Source organism: Bacillus mesophilus, from assembly GCF_011008845.1.
In the GTDB taxonomy this organism is placed as follows: Bacteria; Bacillota; Bacilli; order Bacillales; family SA4; genus Bacillus_BS; species Bacillus_BS mesophilus.
The window spans coordinates 1-18,311 of sequence record NZ_JAAIWM010000013.1; the positions used below are offsets into that span (position 1 = coordinate 1).

At 37.5% G+C, this 18,311-nt stretch carries 12 protein-coding genes, 1 rRNA gene and 2 riboswitches; of the genes, 2 read left to right on the plus strand and 11 right to left on the minus strand.

Annotation, left to right across the window (positions count from 1 at the left end; all coding sequences use genetic code 11):
• From G4D63_RS20430 to betB, 8 genes are all read right to left on the minus strand, one after another.
• Positions 1-65: ribosomal RNA gene (locus G4D63_RS20430) — 16S ribosomal RNA — on the minus strand; the annotation flags it as partial.
• 360 nt (positions 66-425) lie between these two features.
• Positions 426-1,751: an NCS2 family permease gene (locus G4D63_RS20435; RefSeq protein ID WP_163181914.1), complete on the minus strand. Its 1,326-nt coding sequence runs from the start codon at positions 1,749-1,751 to the stop codon at positions 426-428.
• Between the two features lie 104 nt (positions 1,752-1,855).
• Positions 1,856-1,957: riboswitch (purine riboswitch) on the minus strand.
• Between the two features lie 94 nt (positions 1,958-2,051).
• Complete coding sequence (guaA, locus tag G4D63_RS20440) at positions 2,052-3,590, minus strand: glutamine-hydrolyzing GMP synthase (protein WP_163181915.1); 1,539 nt, start codon at positions 3,588-3,590, stop codon at positions 2,052-2,054.
• 218 nt (positions 3,591-3,808) lie between these two features.
• Positions 3,809-3,910: riboswitch (purine riboswitch) on the minus strand.
• 28 nt (positions 3,911-3,938) lie between these two features.
• Positions 3,939-6,101 (minus strand): transglutaminase-like domain-containing protein, encoded by a 2,163-nt coding sequence (locus tag G4D63_RS20445; protein WP_163181916.1) that lies wholly within the window; start codon positions 6,099-6,101, stop codon positions 3,939-3,941.
• Entirely contained in the window at positions 6,098-7,318 is a 1,221-nt protein-coding gene (locus G4D63_RS20450; RefSeq protein WP_163181917.1) for a DUF58 domain-containing protein, read from the minus strand. The genes G4D63_RS20445 and G4D63_RS20450 overlap by 4 nt, the downstream gene beginning before the upstream one ends.
• 5 nt (positions 7,319-7,323) lie before the next feature.
• A complete protein-coding gene (locus tag G4D63_RS20455; protein ID WP_163181918.1) occupies positions 7,324-8,280 on the minus strand; it encodes an AAA family ATPase in 957 nt (318 codons plus the stop codon).
• 326 nt (positions 8,281-8,606) lie between these two features.
• A complete protein-coding gene (locus G4D63_RS20460; protein ID WP_163181919.1) occupies positions 8,607-9,548 on the minus strand; it encodes a glycine-rich domain-containing protein in 942 nt (313 codons plus the stop codon).
• A 301-nt stretch (positions 9,549-9,849) separates the two neighbouring features.
• On the minus strand, positions 9,850-11,319 hold the full coding sequence (betB, locus tag G4D63_RS20465) for a betaine-aldehyde dehydrogenase (RefSeq protein ID WP_163181920.1): 1,470 nt from the start codon (positions 11,317-11,319) through the stop codon (positions 9,850-9,852).
• Between the two features lie 291 nt (positions 11,320-11,610).
• Between betB and cudC the strand changes: the two genes are divergently transcribed.
• The gene (gene cudC, locus G4D63_RS20470; protein WP_163181921.1) at positions 11,611-12,162 is read left to right on the plus strand and encodes a choline uptake/conversion transcriptional regulator CudC; all 552 of its coding nucleotides are present in this window, start codon (positions 11,611-11,613) and stop codon (positions 12,160-12,162) included.
• Between the two features lie 181 nt (positions 12,163-12,343).
• Positions 12,344-13,234 (plus strand): glycine betaine ABC transporter substrate-binding protein, encoded by an 891-nt coding sequence (locus G4D63_RS20475; protein WP_163181922.1) that lies wholly within the window; start codon positions 12,344-12,346, stop codon positions 13,232-13,234.
• A gap of 457 nt (positions 13,235-13,691) precedes the next feature.
• Here G4D63_RS20475 and betA read toward each other — a convergent pair whose 3' ends face one another.
• The 3 genes from betA to ahpC all read right to left on the minus strand — a co-directional run bounded on the left by betA (position 13,692) and on the right by ahpC (position 18,051).
• Positions 13,692-15,377 (minus strand): choline dehydrogenase, encoded by a 1,686-nt coding sequence (gene betA, locus G4D63_RS20480; RefSeq protein ID WP_163181923.1) that lies wholly within the window; start codon positions 15,375-15,377, stop codon positions 13,692-13,694.
• Between the two features lie 568 nt (positions 15,378-15,945).
• Complete coding sequence (gene ahpF, locus G4D63_RS20485; protein WP_163181924.1) at positions 15,946-17,472, minus strand: alkyl hydroperoxide reductase subunit F; 1,527 nt, start codon at positions 17,470-17,472, stop codon at positions 15,946-15,948.
• A gap of 15 nt (positions 17,473-17,487) precedes the next feature.
• Positions 17,488-18,051 carry an alkyl hydroperoxide reductase subunit C gene (ahpC, locus tag G4D63_RS20490; RefSeq protein ID WP_163181925.1) on the minus strand — a complete coding sequence of 188 codons (564 nt, stop codon included), beginning with the start codon at positions 18,049-18,051 and terminating at the stop codon, positions 17,488-17,490.
• Positions 18,052-18,311 lie beyond the last annotated feature (260 nt).

Genomic DNA, 18,311 nt, shown 5'->3' on the forward strand with positions numbered 1-18,311 from the left:
TCGACTTGCATGTATTAGGCACGCCGCCAGCGTTCGTCCTGAGCCAGGATCAAACTCTCCAATAAAGTGTTTGATTGCTCATTACACCGGCAATCTACTGAGCTTTTTCGCGTTAGCGAAAATAACTAAATAGTAGATTTAAAAATTTATTACTTGCGTTGGTTTTTTAAAACCAACACGCTTGACGTTTTGTTTAGTTTTCAAAGAACTTTTATCTCATCGCCCAGAAGCGACTTTAATAATATATCACATTGCCCAATTCACTGTCAACAATTTTTTTCAAATTACTTTTAAAGTGTTTTCGTTGAATCAGGAGTGACTTTTATAATAATACATTGGTTGTCTCCTTGTGTCAACTCACCATTCAAAACAATAAATAGAAAAAGGACTTGGTCTGATTTAACCAAGTCCTTTTCCTCATCTATTTATTCAACTAAGAATACAAAGTATAGTACAAAAATCACAAACATTCCGTACATGATCGGATGTATTTCTTTTGTACGTCCCTTCATAATCATTGTGATTGGATAAAAGATAAATCCAATCGCAATACCTGTAGCAATACTATACGTTAATGGCATTGCCACGATTGTTAAGAAAGCTGGTACTGCAATTTCAAACTGCTTCCATTGTATTTCTCCTAGTGCTGAAACCATCAAGATTCCCACAATAATTAGCGCCAGTGCTGTTACAGCTGGAGTTATTACACCTAATAATGGAGAAAAGAATAAAGCTAGTAAGAAAAACCCTGCCGTAACTACTGAAGTGAATCCAGATCTACCACCCGCTGCCACACCTGCTGATGATTCAATATATGATGTAGTAGTTGACGTACCTAGTGTTGCACCTACAACAGTTGCTGCTGAGTCTGCAAATAATGCTCTACCTGCACGAGGTAATTTATTGTTCTTCATTAATCCAGCTTGATTTGCAACAGCTACAAGTGTACCCGCTGTATCAAAGAAATCCACGAACAAGAACGTTAGAATGACAACTAGCATTTGTATAGTGAAAATCTCGCCTAAATGTGTAAATGCTACACCAAAAGTCGGTTCTAAACTTGGAATACTACCTACAATAGCAGTTGGAACTCCGATTAAGCCGAAGATCATACCAACGATGGCTGTAATCACCATCCCGATGAAGATTCCACCATTAACACCTTTAACCATTAAAACAACTGTTATTAATACCCCAAACACTGCAAGTAAGGTTGCACCGTTTGTTAAGTCTCCTAAACTTACAAGAGTCGCATCATCATTAACAATGATTCCTGCATTTTGAAAACCGATAAATGCTATGAATAATCCAATCCCTGCTGCTACCGCAAACTTCAACTCAGCTGGTATTGCATTGATAATTTTTTCACGTGCACCTGTTAATGTAAGAACGATGAAAAACAACCCTGAAACTAACACTCCTGATAATGCTGTTTGCCAAGAAATACCCATTCCCAAAACAACTGTGAAAGCAAAGAATGCATTTAATCCCATACCAGGAGCCAACGCGATTGGATATCTTGCTAAAACTCCCATTAACAATGACCCTACCGCTGCTGCAATCGCTGTGGCCGTAAAGATAGCTTCTTTAGGCATTCTTAAATCATCTGGAAGATCTGTTATAACGGCTAAACTTAAAATATCTGGATTTACAAATAGAATATAAGCCATTGATAAAAATGTAGTTAAACCTGCAATGAATTCTTTCTTATAGTTTGTATTTAACTCATCAAACTTAAAATAACGTTTCATTTCCTCTACCCCTTTTTCCCTTGAATTAATAAATAAAAAACAAAAAAACTCCTGATTTTCGACCACGAGTTCAAAGGCTATGTAAAGGGTAAAGAATACTTTACTGATCCTTACAATCACCTCGTAGTCAAGCTATTTACGGTAGCTTGGTAGAAACTTTCGGGCCATATCCCCAACTTTATACGAGTATTCGACAAAAAATTTATGATTACAATCGTATTGTAACAAGGGTTTATCGTCTAGTCAATAGAAAAAGCGAACATTCAAGAATTTTATTTCTTGAATGTTCGCTTTTTACTTTTATTCCCACTCAATAGTTGCCGGCGGCTTACTTGTAATATCGTAAACTACTCGATTGATATGATTTACTTCATTTACAATTCTTGTTGAGATTTTCTCTAGAACATCCCATGGAATTCGGGCCCAATCAGATGTCATGCCGTCAATTGAGGTTACTGCACGAATACCGATCGTGTAATCGTATGTTCTTGCATCACCCATTACACCAACGCTTCTGATATCAGGAAGAACGGTAAAATATTGCCATATATCTCGGTCAAGTCCAGCAAGCTTAACTTCCTCTCGGAGAATAGCATCTGATTCACGGACAATCTCTAGCTTCTCTTCTGTGATTTCACCAAGTACACGGATTCCTAATCCCGGACCCGGAAACGGCTGTCTCCAAACGATTTCATCTGGAATTCCAAGCTCTGTTCCCAGCACACGTACCTCATCTTTAAATAATGTATTTAAAGGTTCAATCAATTTAAACTTCATATCCTTAGGTAACCCACCAACATTATGGTGAGATTTAATTGTTTGCGCAGTTAATGTTCCACTTTCAATGATGTCTGTGTAAAGAGTTCCTTGGGCTAAAAAGTCAATTCCCTGTAACTTAGTTGCTTCATCATCAAAGACATAAATAAATTCATTTCCTATAATTTTACGCTTTTGTTCAGGATCACTTACACCTTTTAACTTAGACATAAAACGTTCTTTTGCATCTATTTTAATCACATTCATATTAAAGCCTTCACTGAAGGTCTTCATCACACCCTCTGCCTCCCCTTTACGAAGAAGACCGTGGTCAACGAACATACAAGTTAATTGGTCACCAATGGCTTTGTGAATTAATACGGCAACAACGGAAGAATCTACCCCTCCACTAAGTGCACATAATACTTTTTTGTCACCTACTAGCTGGCGGATCTTGTCCATTTCGATTTCAATAAAGTTTTCCATTGTCCACTTTTCTCTACACTCACAAATTTCAAATACAAAGTTTTTCAGCAAGTCGTTTCCATACTCAGAATGCCTAACCTCTGGATGGAACTGAACACCATAAAACTTTTTGGCTGAATTACTCATTCCTGCAATCGGACAAGATGCGCTAGTTGCGTCAACTATGAAGCCATCTGGAATTTCTTTAACAAGATCACCATGACTCATCCATACAACTTGTTCAGATGGTTGTGATTGATATAACAATGATTCATTTTCTACTTTTAATACTGCCTTTCCATATTCACGGTGCGTCGCCTTTTCAACCACTCCACCGAAAAGGAAGGTCATTAATTGCATACCATAACAAATTCCTAAAACAGGAATTCCTAAATTAAAAATTTCTTTATCACAGTGGAATGCATTTTCTCCATACACACTATTCGGACCACCAGAAAGGATAATTCCCTTTGGGTTCATCTCCTTAATTTCTTCTGCTGTTAATGTGTGCGGATGAAGTTCACTATACACACCAAATTCCCTAATTCTACGTGTAATAAGCTGATTATATTGACTTCCAAAATCCAATACGACGATCTTTTCCTGACTTTTAATCAATGCATTCACCCCTGCCTATATTATAAGAAAAAGTTTCTGTTAAACCTTGTGATTTATTGATTACATAGCATGAAACTCACGCCAGCCACTGCAATCAACTCTGCTGAATAACATTGTTGTTTAACAGAACCCAATTAAACAAAAAAACTAGAATTTCCGTCTCTAAATTAATAGAAGACAGAATCCTAGTTTGTTATACAAATACACCATATTGTATAGATGCTCGGTTCTGTCTTCATAGTCAGGTTTTTTACGGCAACCCGGTAGAGACTCTCGAACCATATTTTCGAGTATATATGAAGATTCTTTATGATATTGAACCTATTCTATCAATGGCTTCACATTCGGTCAAGATGCTACCTTTTTAATTAAATTTTCCCACAATTCTCTTAAAGTATCTAAATCTTTATGATCCAGCCCTCTATCTTTTCTATATTGAAGACCTTCAAGCTTTAAAGTTAAATATCTCATATCCTTAGAGTAAAAGAAGGAATCTACATAATCTGCGTACTCACGCAAAGTTTGGTTATCTTGCTTCTTAAGGCCATACCCTTTTAATGCCTTTATTAATACAAAATAAGAAGCCTCAAAGGAGTTAGCGTCTTTGAATCTACCATAGCGTTGTAACACATAACGTGGATACCACTTTTTCCTAGTAAAATAAAGAATCGCGCTTATAATCATTATGACTCCTAATAATCTCAGTACATCACTAAGTTCAATATCGATAGACCAATTGAAAGTGGTAGCTGATTCATTAGTAGATCCTTCCTCTTCTAACAAGTCCTCAGGCGATGACTGTGGTTGCTCTTGAGTTGTGTCTGGAACTGTAAGATTATCATCCTGCATTTCTAGATCCGTGATAAAGTTATATGGATTAGAGAACCCTGATGTTGGCTCAAACGGAACCCATCCAGTACCTGGGAAATATACCTCTACCCAAGAGTGTGCATTAGCATTTTTCACTTCATAAATACGAGTGTCATTTTCTTGCGTACTAACGTATTCTCCACCTGTATATCCTTTAACCCATCTTGCTGGTATCCCAACAGAACGAAGAAGAACAATCATCGATGTAGAGAAGTTATCGCAGTAGCCGATCTTTGTTTCAAATAAGAACTGATCAACATAATCATCATTTCGACCTGGTACTGCTACATTATTTGTATCATATGCAAACCCATTCATTCTGAAATAGTTTTCCACCGCTGTTACTTGATCATATCGGTTATTGTAAGGTGCAATGATTTCATTAGCCAAATCCCTTATACGGGTAGGTAAATCATTAGGCAGCTGTGTATACCTTTCTACTATTTCAGGATCATACTCAAGGCTTGAAGCTCTTAGAACCTCATATACAAAATTTGGATCTTCATAAGTCACTTCATATTGCTGTAAAGGATATGGTTGACCATCTCTTTCAGTCATGATCTTTTCAGTTTCTACATTATACTGATACAGAATATCTGTCCCTGAATCAACATTTTGTAACTCCACAGGATATACAATATGAGGATACTGAAGGTTAACTGAAACCACTGCTTTTAATGGTGCCGTTTCTACATTAGGATCGAGCGTTGGAACCGTTACCCCTTCATCTTCTTCAATGGGTACTATTGTATTGTTAGAAGACTCCCACCCTTTTCCGGTGTAAGTATCCTTCGTCTCAACCTTCCAATACTCTCGGCTTTCTGCTTCTACTGTGAATACGACCGTTTCATCCCCAATAAATGGGCCACCAAGGTTGGAGTCATTCGTGCCATACCCGATTCGTTTTATTTTCCCTCCTGGTCCAGTTCCTTCTCCGTACCCTTGTAAATAAGGCACAGGGTCAGGCCACTGTGGCGCTGCCTTCGGGGCTAAATAGCCTAACGAAGTTGTAACTATAGTAATTAAAATAAGGGGAGTAAGCCATTTTATCCACTGTTTATGGTTAAAAGCGATCGCTTCCTTCTCTTTTAAACGCTCTAGCTTTAATAATCCAAGAATTAGGAAGCCTAAAACAACCATTCTTACTATTGCTGAATCTGCATCATATGGAGTAAATGTATCCAAAATTGCCAGATAGGTTATTGTCATAATAAAAAACGTAAGAATCTTCTTTAATTGCACAATCCAGTATTCCATTAAGTAAGCTAATAGCCATAATAAAATAAAGAATAACAAGCTTCTAAACGAGTTCGTCATCTCCCACCAGCTAGCCGAAACTACATAAGACAGATTAGCGCCTAAACTAGCGAGAAAAGCCTTTACCCAAATAAGTGAAAAGAATGAACCTTCATAGAAAAGATGTTGCAACACATACAAGATGTATAATATTTTAATAGAAAAGGAAAGTAGAAAAGGAACTTTTATATATGCTAACAGATAGGACAAACCAACAAAATACAAGAAAAAAGTTAGATTTCCTGTATCCGTTATTTGATCTAAAGGCCTAATCCATTCCCATAATACTAAAAAGCCGTATACATAATAGATGACCTTATGGAACTGTTCCTGAAGACTGCTCATCTACTCACCTCATGAAAAGCATCCGCATATTGCCCCTCCATAACAGCTTTTATGAGGATATGCTTGTGCTTTAGAATTTCAATCTTCCCTATTGTTTCTTTTGAAGGATTTCTTCTAGGGAGAACCACGAAAACCACTACTTGATATTGCCTATGTGATAAATATTCAATGGTTTTAATAAAAGCCTCCGTTAAGTGACTTGTTATAAACATCAACGTCATACCTTGCTGCCACTTATTCGCTTCTGACTCTATTGAAGCAGCAAAATATTGATTGTCTGGTTGAACCTTTGCAAGATGATAAAAGATTTGCTGTTGATGAGATTCAGAATTCTTAGCATCTGTAACAAAGCGGTCCTGTCCAACTGAGACAAAGCTCATTTGAGCACCATGCCTAATAATTGCTCTTGCAACAGAAGCCGCAAGTACAACAACCTGTTCGAACATCACACTGCTTTGTTCAGCTGATCGATCAATCACAACTACAACATTATGACTTTGTTGTTGTTCAAATTCCTTTGTCATAAATGTATTTCTTCTAGCACTCGCCTTCCAATCTATCCATGAAAAGCGATCACCAGGTTGATATTCTCTTACACCAACAGCCATGGTTGTATCTCGGATTAATTTCGTTCGAGATGACGTTGCTCCCTGATCGTATCGATTTTCTAGCTGTCGGTAAGAAACATCAACATATTGTGGGTATACTAAATATGTTTTCTTTAATTCAAATGAACCTTCTTTTTCAATTAAGCCAAATAGATCTCCTGTTTTAATCCTAATCGTTGAAAACTGGTGCTCTCCTCTAGGTATAGACTCAAAAACATATTCCAAATGAAGCGTTTTTTTAAACCAAGGAAACAGCATGACCTTAGAACGCTTCGGCTGTTTACAATATCGAAGGGAGGCTGGTACCTTTTCTTCAACAATAATATACAAAAGTGGTAAAAAGGCCATCTTTCTATTTATCGTAATAGTTCCAATTAATTGTTCTCCTGCAGTAAACTGTTCTCGATTAACTTCCCGACTAACAGTAAAAAACTGTATTGGGTAAGCACTTATTAATAAAGAGTAGAGTCCAAATGGTAGAAAACTATAGAAAATAAACCAGCTAGTAAAACCCCCTTGGAACATTGCAAATATAAAGGTAATGGCAATAAGAGATAAAATAACGGTAACTCTACCCGCTAATTTCGCATACAACCTTGTTTTTTTCATAACGATCAACGCCTAACTAATGGAACCCTAGTCTGTTCAAGAAGCCCCTTCACAATTCTTTCTGATGTCGTACCCTCAAACTTCGCCTCGGATTTTAGAATAATACGATGAGATAGCGTGAAAGGAGCTAAATACTTCACGTCATCCGGAACCACATAATCCCTACCGTGAATAAGCGCATATGCTTGTGCAGCTCTCATTAAAGCAATTGCTCCACGCGGACTCGCGCCTAAATAAATAGACGGGTGGTTACGAGTTTGTTTTACGATCGTAACAATATATTCTCTGATAGATTCATCTACAGATACCTGTTTAGCTTCATTTTGTAACTCAACTAATTCCTCAGTTGAAATCACAGGTGAAAGCTCATGAATCGGTTGCCCAGATTCCATTCTTGCTAGCATATTCATTTCTTCCTCTGCCGTAGGGTAACCCATTCGAAGCTTTAAAATAAAACGATCTAATTGAGCCTCTGGTAACGGATACGTTCCTTCATATTCAATTGGATTTTGTGTAGCCATAACAAAAAACGGCCTAGCCAATGGTCTTGTTACCCCATCAACTGTTACACTAGCCTCTTCCATACCTTCTAGAAGGGCAGCTTGAGTTTTAGGTGAGGTTCTATTAATCTCGTCAGCTAGTACAATATTCCCCATGATCGGGCCAGGACGGAATTCAAAACGCAGTTCTTTCGGATTATAAATGGATACACCCGTTACATCTGATGGCAATAAGTCAGGCGTAAATTGAATACGTTTGAAATCAGCACTAACTGATTTAGCCAATGCACGTACCATCATTGTTTTACCAACACCAGGAACATCCTCAAGTAATACATGACCATCTGCCAATAAAGCCACTAAGCTTAATGTTGCGACCTCACGCTTCCCGATCATAACTTTGCCGATATTATCTATAACATTTCCCAAAACCGGATGTAGAGTATCAATTTTTTGTACCATGACGATCTCCTTTTCGCTTGTTTTATGAAATAACAATTAAACACCCTTTATTTGACGTAATAAAGAACAAAATGTTTCACATATTTGTGAATTAAATATCTATTACTCTATTATACATTTTATACGTTTCTCTTCCTATTATTTTACATTTGGTAAGATATCCATATCCAGATTACAATACTTGTCATTTATATTCTTCTTTTTTAGTAAATTACCTTTATTTGTATACTTTCTTTTTCCTTTATAAGGTTCTACCTTAAAATCCTAAAAAGCAAAAAAGACACCTAATTAGGAGTCTTTTTTCTGAGGTCTGCCTGACTAAAGAATTAACTACTGCAACCACCTCCACAGCTAGAACTACCCGAGTCTCCACCTCCGCCTGAATCACCGCTACAAGCAAAGCCAGAACAATAAGAGCCACCACTGTAAGGAGAACCTTTTTGGTACTCTTCAGGAGTTACTTCACTCATGTTGCCTTGAAAGTCATCTTCTTCATAAAGGGAATAAAAGACAGCCGCCCCCGCTACATACGTATTTATATGAGAATCACCTGCAGCCCTAGATTTGGAGATTTTCTCTGAAGTTAGTTTTGCCTGATCCGCTTCACTAATCTCGTCTTTGAGTTTATTAATTAGAAGTTTCTTGACCTCTAGCCAATCATCATTTATTCTAAAATATTTTGTAAGTAGCTCATCCTCTGATAATACTTTAAAATCATCTAAGATCTGACGCTTGATGGGATTCTGAAAAAAACACCCCCAAATAGCTCTACTATTTTCAGTTATTTCAAACAAGCTAATAAATACCCAATCAAAAAATGCTCTTTCCCCAGGGATTGGTGTAGAATCCATATTTGGAGTGTGATGTAACAAATCATGATAAAATCCCTTTGAAAACTTCTCATAATCCCTTGTAAACATTAACATCTCATGCCAAATTTCATCTGCACGGTGACTAAACATCGGTACTGATTTTAATAGACTATTCATGACAAAATAACGCTTTAACTCGAACATCCCCCATTCAAACTCATGGTCTTTCCATTTCGGATGGTTTTGCATCACTCGAAGCTTTATATTATCTAAATAATACTGTGACAAAGAAGAATCTAATCTTTGCAAAATTGGGAATCCGGCTTCTATTTGAATACCCAGTTGGTCTGGGATTGGATGTTTCTTCAATGGTGTCTTTTTCCCAGTGGAGAATAATGAGCTTCCAATCAATATAAAGAAAACGATTATAACACCTGCAATAAAATAACCTACCATCTCCCTCACCCCTATCTCATTCCACATCTTTTTTCCCTTAACCAATCTATACGAACGAATAAGGAATTGGTTGCTAATTTTTGTGATTATAAATATTAATTTTTCGTTCCTTGTTGGCATACTTAGGAGTTTATAGTTGGCCAATCTGAAAAAGGAATTCGCAAGCTCATTGGTATTTTTTATTCCTTTGTCATCACCAGAAAATAAAAAAACTGAGTCAAAAGTGTGCAAATTAGCACCTTTTAACTCAGTGTCTTTTTAATAAAGTGAAACAATTTAATTCGTCAAAAATATAGGAAGCTTAGAACCAATTAATAGGTTCCGGTTTAAGGTTATGGAAGACATGCTTGGTTTCTGTATATTCCTCTATACCTAATTTACCTAGTTCACGTCCAATACCAGATTGTTTAAAACCACCCCATGGTGCATGAGGGAAGTAAGTATTAAAGTCGTTAATCCAAACAGTACCCATGCGCATCTTTGCCACACAACGTTCAGCTTTAGCGATATCGTTTGTCCAAACACCACCAGCAAGGCCGTAGATTGAGTCATTAGCAAATTTTACTGCTTCCTCTTCTGTAGTAAATTTCTCAATCGTGATGACTGGCCCAAAAGCTTCGTCTTGTACAACCTTCATATCTGTTGTACAGTCTGTAAAAATCGTTGGTAAGAAGAAAAATCCTTTTTGTAGTTCTGGATCTTCTGGACGGCTACCGCCCACAGCTAATGTAGCACCTTCTTTAATGCCTGCTTCAACATATTCTTCTACCTTTGCAAGATGCTCAGCTGAAATAAGTGGGCCCATTTGTGTATCTTCTTCAAACCCGCTCCCTAGCTTAAATTTTCTGACTCTCTCAACAAGTGCAGAAACGAACTGATCATGAATACTTTCTTCTACTATTATTCTAGTTCCAGCTGAACAGATTTGTCCTGCGTGGAAGAATACCCCGTTTAACGCTTGGTCCACAGCTGTCTCAAAGTCAGCATCAGCAAAAATGATATTAGGGTTTTTTCCACCAAGCTCTAGTGCGAGCTTCTTCACATTAACACTTGCTGCCTGCATAATTTTCTTCCCAGTAACAATTCCACCTGTGAATGAAATTAGGTCAACATCTACATTACTAGCAAGCTCTGCACCGACTGTATGCCCAGCACCTAGTACTAAGTTTACTACACCAGCAGGAACGCCTGCTTCTTCCATTAGTTCAAACACTTTAATCGTAGTAAGCGGTGTTATTTCACTCGGCTTCATAATTAATGTGTTTCCTGTAGCCAATGCAGGCGCCAATTTCCAAGAAGCTTGTAGCAAAGGGTAATTCCAAGGTGTGATTTGACCACAAACCCCAACCGGTTCACGAACCACTCTACTAATCGAGTTAGGTACAGGCGAATCAATCAATTCTCCACCATCTTTATCTGCCAGATCTGCATAGTAACGAAAAACTCCAGCGATATCATCCATGTCTCCGCGACTTTCTTCTACTGTTTTACCGGTATCTAAAGATTCCAATCTAGCCAGTTCTTCTTTATCTCTTTCTATTAATTCAGCAATCTTCCTAACAACCATACCTCGTTCAGTTGCTGATGTAGAAGACCATTCACCGTTATCAAATGCTTCTCTTGCTGCTGTGATTGCTACTTTAGCATCTGACTCATCACTTTCAGGGACAACAGCAATAACCTCTTGATTAAATGGATTAATAATCTCACGAGTTTTGCCAGAAATTGCTCTGACCCATTTTCCATTAATGTATTGTTTTTTAAGATTCATATTATCAACTCCAATTATTTGAGTGAATTAAGTTTGTTAAAAATTTATTTAATCTTTAAAAATAGTAACATGACTTTTTTAGGCTGTCAAAAATAACGAGATGCCATTATGTATTAATGTACTTAAATTTACGAAAACGCTTGAATTCATTAAGTTAATCATCCCATTTAATTAGTTTTAGATTCATTTTCTATTTGACTTTTAATCTGAACACGGTATCATAAAGTTCATAAAGAATATTTAAAAAATATTTAACAAACAGGTTTTACTTAACACTGAAGGGGCGACTTTATGAGTGAATCTACTGAAAGATCCAGAATTAGAATAGAAGAAGCCAAAGATAAAGTCATTGGAGCCATCGCTGAGACAATGGACTTGTATGGTGTAACACCAGCTGCCGCAAATTTATATGCAACGATGTACTTTAAAGAGCAAATGACACTTGATGAAATGCGTACAGAACTCGGAATGAGTAAACCAAGTATGAGCACTAGTGTACGTAAACTCCAAGAAATTGAAATGGTTAAAAAAACCTTTACACGCGGTTCTAGAAAGCATACTTATGTAGCCGAGAAGAATTTCTTCCGTTCCTTTATGGTGTTTTATTGTCAAATGTGGGAACGAGAGGTAAAAACGAATATGGAAGCCATTAAGGACGCACAAGAAGATTTTATAAATGTCATTAAAGATTCCAGTAGCACACCAGAAATTGTTGCCGAGGCAAAGCAATACTATGACCTATTAGAGGAGTCTAAAACCTACTATCATTGGTTGGAAGATTTAGTTGCAAGCATTAGAAGTGGCAAGATATTTGAGTTTTTACCTAAAGATCAGCAGAATTAATATAAAAAGAAGTATTTAGTTATATCAGAGAGGCTTATGACAACCAACTATATAAGCATAATACTTATCTCTTTGTAAGAAGAGATAAGTTGATATGTTATTTTTGTTAAAAATATTTTTAATACATTTAATGTGTTAAGAATATTTATATAATATTAGATAAAAAAGGGGAGATTTTCACATGAACACATGGAAAAAAGAACTCATTTTAATCTTAGTACTGCTAATGGGTGCCGTTTTAACAGCATGCGGGAGCACTAGTGAGGAAACAACCAGTGAACAAACAGGTACAGAAAGTAAACAAGAATTAACAATCGGTCAAATTAATTGGGCTGAAAATATTGCTGTTACAAATATGTGGAAAGCCATTTTAGAAGATAAAGGTTATAACGTTAATTTAATGGTACTTGACATGGGAGCTACGATGAAGGCCTTAGAAAGTAGCGATTTGGATGCTAGTTTAGAAATATGGTTACCGGTCCAAGATGCTCTTTATCTTGAAAAATTCCAAGATACTATTAACTTCTCAGACTCAACTTGGTTTGACAATGCTAAAGTAGGCCTTGTGGTTCCAACCTATTTAGAAGAGGTTAATAGTGTAGAGGACTTAAATGAACATAAAGAACTGTTTGCTGGAGAAATTGTCGGTTTTGACCCAGGCGCAGGTACGATGGAAGTTACGGAACAATTAATTAAAGATTATAATTTAGATTTTGAACTATTAGCAAGCTCTGAGCCTGCAATGCTATCTGAAATTGATAAGGCAGTAAAAAATGAAAAGCCGATTGTAGCACCACTATGGAGCCCTCACTCGGTATTTTCCAAACATGACTTAAAATTCCTAGAAGATCCACAAAACACATTTGGTGGAGTAGAAAAAATTCACCATGCAACAAGACTTGGATTTGAAGAAGATTACCCAGAAGTTAGTGAGTGGTTTAACAATTGGAAGATGGACGATAAGCAAATCGCTGAGCTTATCACCTATGTAGAAAGTGCCGATGATCCTCTTGATGGAGCAAAAAAATGGATTGAAGAAAATCAAGAATTAATTGGTGAATGGGTAAAATAAAAGTATAGATATCTTGAAACTAAGAAGCTGGTTCCTCCTAAAACGAGGATCCAGCTTCTTTTGTATTTTCTACCTTGTCTGGACGGAAAGGTACATACACTCTAGTCAGGTTTATTCACAAGATGCTTAACACATGCCTTCTACCACTATAAATATACAAAGTACTAATAATAGCAATTTTCTTAACTCAGCTTTGTAATCATATATTAAGAAACTAATGCGAATTCTTTCCCTATTACTCTTCAAGCTACGAAAAGTGTAATTCCTTTTCTTGGAGGAGCTAGGTGCAGGAACTGGATTAATACGGAGAGCCGTTTAAAATACATAACCTTTAAGCAATAGCTACTATAGTCTTCACTGCACCCTAGCCCATAAAAAAGAGAAGGCACTCTATTTAAAATGTATGCATCAATAGCAAATACATAAAATAGAGGCCTTCTAATAAAATCAATATGAATTAGCCTTTTATTGCGCCTGCATCGGCTGGATGTACTCCATGACGATAGAAATCGAGATTAATAGGATCCAGCGGTTTACGTCCAAGTATAATATCAGCCGCCTTTTCCGCTAACATCAACACCGGTGCATGGATATTCCCGTTAGTAACATAAGGCATGGCAGAAGCATCAGCTACTCGGATATTGTCGAGTCCATGAACCTTCATAGTTAACGGATCTACAACAGCCATAGGGTCTGACGCAGGCCCCATTTTTGCCGTACAACTCGGGTGAAGCGCAGTTTCGGCATCATTCGCCACCCACTCCAAAATCTCTTCGTCTGTTTGAACAGAAGGACCAGGTGAGATTTCCCCTGAATTATAAGGTGCCATTGCCGGTTGAGATAAGATTTCTCTTGAGACTTTTACCGCTTCAATCCATTCTCGACGGTCCTGTTCGGTAGATAGATAGTTGAAGATCATACTTGGATGCTGCGTCGGATCATTTGAACGGATTTTTAGTGTCCCACGAGCATCGGAGTACATAGGTCCTACGTGTACCTGGAATCCATGAGCAGTGTCAGCCTTCTTTCCGTCGTAACGGACAGCAACAGGGAGGAAATGGAACATTAAGTTTGGATATTTTACTTCCTCGTTCGAACGAACAAAACCTCCACCTTCGAAGTGGTTAGTCGCTGCCGGACCTTTGCGTCCAAGTAACCACTGTAATCCAATCCATGGCATTTTCACTTTATTTAAGTTAGGCTGTTCGGAAACAGGTAATGGACAAGCGTGTTGGATGTAAACTTCAAGATGATCCTGAAGATTTTCTCCTACTCCCGGAAGGTTAACTTTCGGTTCGATCCCAACTGATCGCAAGTGTTCAGGATCACCCACACCTGACAATTGAAGTAGCTGCGGGGTGTTGATCGCACCACCAGCAAGTATTACTTCACCTGCAGTGACATAATGGGTCTTCCCGTCTCGTTTATATGTCAAACCGTTGGCCCGGGTACCTTGGATGTCAATATTTGTAACAAATGCACGTGTTTTCACAGTTAGGTTCTCCCGCTCCATAGCTGGATGTAGGTAGGCACGTGAAGGTCCAAAACGTTGGCCTTTATACACGTGTTTATCAAACGGACCGAATCCTTCTTGTCTAAAACCATTCACATCAGGAGTTCGAGAGTAGCCTGCCTCAACAGCAGACTCAAAGAAAGCCTGGAATAAAGGATTAGTAGCAGGCCCGCGTTCCAACTTTAGAGGACCATCATGACCACGAAACTCATCTTCTGGGTCGGCAGCTAAGGCACTTTCCATACGTTTAAAATATGGCAGACAGTGCTTAAAATCCCATGTTTCCATTCCTGGATCTGCACCCCATCGTTCATAGTCCAATGGATTACCACGTTGGAATATCATTCCATTTATAGAACCAGATCCTCCAAGCACCTTTCCACGAGCATGCTTGACACGTCGCCCATTCATAAAGGGTTCAGGGTCAGATTCGTATCTCCAGTCATAGAATGGATTTCCAGATGGAAACGGTAAAGCGGCTGGCATTTGGATCAAGAGATCCCAAGAAAAGTCCTTTCTTCCCGCTTCTAAAACAAGAACACTACGTGTACCATCTGCACTTAAACGGTCGCCGAGTACAGAACCCGCACTACCGCCACCTATAATAACGATATCATATGTTTCTTTCATATTATGAGCCTCCTAGGATGTAGTAAATTCAGGATTTAAATTAATAGTAGAAGAATTCATCAGAAATTCACCTTGTGTAATTGAACTAGGTTTATTAGTTTGCTAGTTTTTCATCTTAGTTACAAAATCAATGGATCATACATGAGTTTCCCCATACCATAGTTATCAATATTATGTATCTATTAATCTATCTCATATGCAATACATAATATGATGTCTTTTACCTTTTCCAAAATGAAGTATTAGCATTAACCGTTAACATTCGTTAAGTTCGTTAAATATTTTCTTAATATACTTAATAAATTTAATATAACACAGTGATTTTTTTTTGTAAACTGAAAACCGGACTAATTCCATTCAAATACTTTTACATCTGCTCAAGAGTTGTTGATGACATGAATATGAGATTATAGAGAATATAAGGCATTGAATAATAAAGAAGAAAAGTTTTAAATCATTAAGTTATAGGAACTGCATGATGACATGATCAGACATGGTTCATAATTAAAAATAAAGGAGGTTTCTCACTATTAATGAGACACCTCCTTTCTATATCCATGCTGCTTATTTAGTTACGAATTAGATAATCGAATGCACTAAGTGCAGCAGTTGCTCCGGATCCCATAGAAATAATAATCTGGTTATATGTACTATCAGTACAATCCCCAGCGCCAAATACACCAGGAATTGAAGTAGCTCCACGCTTATCCACGAGGATTTCTCCAATTCGATTGCGCTCTAATGTTCCTTCTAACCATTCGGTGTTTGGTACAAGTCCGATTTGAACAAATACTCCTTCTATTTCAACCTTATGATCTTCATCCGTTTCCCGATCTGTATAAATAAGCCCTTTAACATTATCAGTTCCGGTAATTTCCTTTGTTGCAGCATTCGTTATCACCTTTACATTTGACAAGCTTTCTAGGCGCTTCTGAAGTACTTGATCGGCTTTAATTTCAGGTGCAAACTCAAGAACGGTAACGTGTTTTGCAATTCCAGCAAGATCAATTGCAGCTTCAATACCAGAGTTCCCTCCTCCAATAACTGCAACGTCTTTCCCTGCGTACAATGGTCCATCACAATGTGGACAATATGCTACCCCTTTGTTTTTAAATTCCTGTTCCCCAGGGACATTCACATTTCGCCAGCGTGCCCCTGTTGAAATAATGACAGATTTACTCTTTAATACAGCACCGTTTTCAAGTTCGATTTCAAATAGTTCTTTCTTTTCTAAACGCTTCGCACGCTGTAAATCCATGACGTCAATATTATATTCTTTTACATGCTCCTCAAGAGCCTGTGCAAGTTTTGGTCCCTCAGTAGCCTTCACACTAATAAAGTTTTCGATACTGAGTGTTTCGAGTACTTGACCCCCAAAACGTTCAGCAACAATTCCTGTACGAATTCCTTTACGTGCCGTATATATGGCAGCACTTGCACCTGCAGGTCCGCCACCAATAATAAGTACATCGTATGGATCTTTATCTGCAAAATCTTCAGCACTTGGACCTTCACCCATTTTTGCAAGAATCTCTTGGATAGAGATCCGTCCACCGTTCCAAAAATCTCCATTTAAGTAAACAGCTGGTACCGCTCTTATATTTCGTGTTTCTACTTCTTCCTTATGTGCAGCACCATCTATCATTGTATGGGTGATAGTAGGGTTTAGTACACTCATGATGTTAAGTGCTTGTACCACGTCAGGACAGTTGTGACAGCTTAAACTCACGAACGTCTCAAAATGGAACTCGCCTTTGATATTCTTCACTTGATCAATAATAGATTGATCAACCTTAGGTGCTCTTCCACTCACTTGTAATAGAGCTAACACAAGGGAAGTAAATTCATGACCTAAAGGAATACCAGCAAATTCAATCCCTGTATCTTCTCCAATTCTATTGACACTAAAGCTAGGAGTACGCTTTAATTCAGTTTGCTCGATTGTAATCTTAGACGACATGGATGAAATTTCGTTTACAAGTTCCAAGAGATCATTTGATACCTTATCTGAACCAGCACTTACTTTAAGAACGATATCATTTTCTAATAGTTCTAAGTATTGCTGTAACTGAGCTTTAATATCATTTTCAAGCATTCTTGTTTACACTCCTTAGATTTTACCTACAAGATCGATACTTGGCTTAAGAGTCTCGCTTCCCTCTTTCCATTTTGCTGGACAAACCTCACCAGGGTTCTTATACACATACTGTGCTGCTTTCAACTTGTCAATAAGTCCACTAGCGTCACGGCCGATGCCTTCTGCATGAACTTCAGCAACTTGAACCACACCATCTGGATCAATTATAAAAGTCCCACGATCAGCAAGTCCTTGCTCAACACGTAAAACTTCAAAGTGACTAGGAAGTGTTAATGAAGGGTCACCAATCATTGTATACGTTACTTTGCCAATGGCTTCTGATGATTCATGCCATGCTTTGTGAGTGAAGTGAGTATCAGTTGAGCAAGAATATACTTCTGCTCCTAATTCTTTTAGATTTGAATATTCATTTTGTAGGTCTTCAAGCTCTGTTGGACAAACAAAAGTAAAATCAGCTGGATAGAAACAAAGAACCGTCCATTGTCCTTTAAAATTTTCTTCAGATACCTCTAAGAAATCTCCATTTTTGTAAGCTTGTGCTTTGAATGGTTTTACTTTAGTTCCGATTACAGACATAGTAATATTCCTCCTTAAATTAACTTTAATATACTCATACATTATTTCCTGTGAAAATAATTCGTAAACAATAACCATTTTAATTATGTAATTATTTGTTATAAGGTTAGCCAAGTAATCATTTATATAACAAAACACACTCTATATCAAAATGATTGTCATAGGTAATATCTACAATGTTTCGAAGAAAAATGCGTTAAGTATATTCTTTCTTTTATAAGTTAGCCATCAATGTGTTCCTAGGGGTGCAAAAAAGCAGA